General features: G+C 50.8%; 3 protein-coding genes. All 3 read right to left on the bottom strand.

The window, feature by feature from the left end; all coding sequences use genetic code 11:
* Window positions 1-77: 77 nt before the first annotated feature.
* A complete protein-coding gene (locus tag AC2FIT_RS22480; RefSeq protein WP_496832631.1) occupies window positions 78-263 on the bottom strand; it encodes a helix-turn-helix transcriptional regulator in 186 nt (61 codons plus the stop codon).
* 207 nt (window positions 264-470) lie between these two features.
* Complete coding sequence (locus tag AC2FIT_RS22475; protein WP_496832629.1) at window positions 471-1,397, bottom strand: hypothetical protein; 927 nt, start codon at window positions 1,395-1,397, stop codon at window positions 471-473.
* The gene (locus AC2FIT_RS22470) at window positions 1,394-2,614 is read right to left on the bottom strand and encodes a tyrosine-type recombinase/integrase (protein WP_496832627.1); all 1,221 of its coding nucleotides are present in this window, start codon (window positions 2,612-2,614) and stop codon (window positions 1,394-1,396) included. Before AC2FIT_RS22470 ends, AC2FIT_RS22475 begins: the two co-directional genes overlap by 4 nt.
* Window positions 2,615-3,146: the final 532 nt, after the last annotated feature.

Genomic DNA, 3,146 nt, shown 5'->3' with positions numbered 1-3,146 from the left:
CATTTCAGAAAGTCCTGCCACAGACTGTAAAACGAAATGTCCCGTGCCCATGATGACCCATGGAGCGCGGGTTTCGTTTATGCGGCTGCCGCTTTCCGGCTTTCCAGAAAAGCGCTCAGGTCGCTTTCTTTCCATGCCACGATGTTTGCTGACATTTTGACCGGGCGCGGAAACTCGCCCTGATCCATGAGGCGGTAAATTTGACGGCCAGACAGGCCGGTTACTTCCTCGACTTCCTTGCGGCGATAATGCTTTTCTATCATCGCTTTTCCCATTTTCTGCGGCTGGCAACCTGCGTCCAGCGGCTTCAATGGTTTGCTATGATAGGCACATGTAAGTTATTGAAAATACTATCAATAAAGCCAAAATCCGCATTTGGAATTGGCTGTATGTTTGGCATTTTTGGCTGTATGTTTGGCGGTATTTGGCGGTATTTGGCGGTGTTGACATAGCGTTTGCCTGCATCCGCATCAATTCAACAGGTTACCTTTGACTCGCTTTTCGTACAGGGCCTTACCCCGGCTCCACGTTCCGTCCGTGATTGCGTCGATACCAGTCTTACATTCAACCTGTCGCCTTAATTCGGCAATACCACCATAAGCCTTCTCCGGAATGCCAGTCGGGTACATTTCGACCAATGCGTCAGCAATCCGCTCTGGTTTAGTTGGCTTGGATGCACGTTCCGTGTTGTTGGTGGGGAAACTCTCTTTGGAAGCCCCATAGAGCGGGAACCGCCTTTCGAGTTCTTCACTATTAAAAAACAATTCCAGTCGGGCTGAGCCTATTCCAAACGTTTCGGTCTCGTCTCTTATTGCGCCCCGTTCTAAGGCTCTTGTAGCGATGAAGTCATGCAACCAGATGTTTCTATCCGCGATGGTATGAATGCCCTCGTTGCGCTTTACGTATGCGGTGATATCTCCGCGATACAGGGCGTCTCTCGTCGTGTTCATAAACGCGTTTAGACGGCTGTTGCGGAGTTGTATCAACTCAATCGGAACCGAAGGGCTGACTAGCGTGCCCCTCCGGTCATCCCACCTCGGGAAAAAGCGCGCAACTGGATCAAATTCACCTTTCTCCAACGCCTCGGAAGCGGCGATAAGGTCATGCGCGTGACCCGCGTCATCAAAGATTTTCCGCGCACCCGGCGGTAACTTGCGAGAGTCGCCAACGCGATGCGCTGTTCCCCAATGCCAGTTTCTCCGGGCATCCGGATCAACGCCCAAATCTGTAAGGTGGCTACGCAGTGTCGCGACCTTATTTGTCGCTCTCTCCATATCTTCCATTAGGGCAGTTTTCAGTTCGCTATCATCATGCGCGGCAGGGTAGAGGTGATAATAAAGCTTCTGCCGCATTACAGGGAAAATACAAAACGGTGCGGGAATATATCTGTGCGTCATGACCGGCCCGCCATCTCGATTACCTCACCACTCTGTGCTGATAAATAAGAGGCCCAGGTATCCATTAGCTTCCGCCGTTTGGCGAACAGGTCCGACCTTGCATAGGCCGCTTCTGTATCGTCGCCAACCTTGTGCGCCAGCGCCATTTCGCAGACTTCACGCGGGAAGTTTGTTTGCTCCTGCGCCCAAGTTCGGAAACTGGCCCGAAATCCATGAACATCACAGTCATAACCTTGCTCACGAACCAACTTGAGCAATGTCACGTCACTGAGGGGCTTTTTTTGCTTTCTGCCGGGGAAAACTAAATCACCTTGATGAAGCTTGCGGGCTTCGTTCAGCACCTCGATAGCACGCTCTGTCAGAGGCACCTGATGGGGTTCCGCCATTTTCATTCGGACTGCTGGGATAATCCAAACCCGGCCTTGAAGGTCAATCTCGCTCCAAACGGCTTCTCTCACCTCTTTAGAGCGACAAGCAGTATGCACCAAAAACTCAACTGCCAGCTTGGTTGAAGGGTCAGCATCGGACTGTTGGACGCAGGCAATACAACTTGATACGTCCCCGTACGGCAGAGCCTTGCGGTTCTTTCTTTTGGTCTTGTCCTGTTTAGGTAAAACGGCCTTTACGGCTTCTGCCGGATTGTCAGTGCGCCAGCCATTTGCAATCGCCCACTTCATAACTGTCCCGATCCGCTGCCGCACCCGCCGCGCTGTGTCGTCTTTCGTAGTCCAAATGGGCAGTAGAGCGGTCAGGACATGTGAGCCATCAACATCAGCAACATTGACCTTGCCAAAATGTGGAAAGGCATAGGACTCCAATGACCTGATGTACTTTTTTGCATGGTCGGCATTGCGCCATGATGATTTGTTGGCTTTGTGAACTTCCCGCGCGGCTTCCTCAAATGTCGGCACCGCTTCTCGCAGTTTCTTGTCGGCTCTGGGGTCCCCACCCTCTCGGGCTATCTTGCGATTATCATGCGCGGCTACGCGGGCACTGGATAGTGAGACAAGTTTGGTTGAGCCTATAGCAATTTCACATCTTTTACCCCGAATTACGATCCGCTGAATCCAGCGACTTGCGCCGCTTTCATCAACCTTTAGGTACAGTCCGCTTCCATCCGCATAAAGCGCAGGACCCTTGGCCGACTTAACGAATGCCGGAGCTAATGCGTTATGAGGGTGTTTACCTTTTCTTTTGCCAACCATTTTACCCAACATTTTTTTGTCAATGTACGGCAACGCGTGGCATTGGGCAACACAAAGGCATCTGTATTTTAACGGATTTTTTCAATTCATGGCTACGCCTGACAATCAAGGTATGTAGCCTCCTCCGCTACCATTTACTTCATTCAAAAATTTTACCACCTTGCCGCAGTAATCTTTCTCGGTTCGGGTTATAGTTGGGAACTCTTACCCTGCCCCCAAAGCACCGCGGTAGTTTTCGGACAATTTGGTTCGATTTTCCGCATTTTTATCAGCGCTGGTCGTTTTATGAGTACTGCACCAATTTAAGCGATACGGCGTCTAACAGCCTAGCGGTCTCACGCGCCAAAAGCGCCCTACACCGAATGCCAAGTAAACAAATCTAGATCAAAAGAAATCCATTTTTCTTGGCGTGATATGCCTCAGAGAGATAAGCGCACGCGCAAGTATCTGATTTTATTTATGAAAAATGGTGCCCGGGGGCGGTGTTCTATTCCCGTTACAGGCACCGTCACCGATGATCACCTCAGTAAAACAGGGCGTATCA

This window comes from Ruegeria sp. YTSA135, from assembly GCF_059610165.1.
Note: the sequence above shows the minus strand (reverse complement) of the source record. Positions and strands in the feature narration are given on the sequence as shown.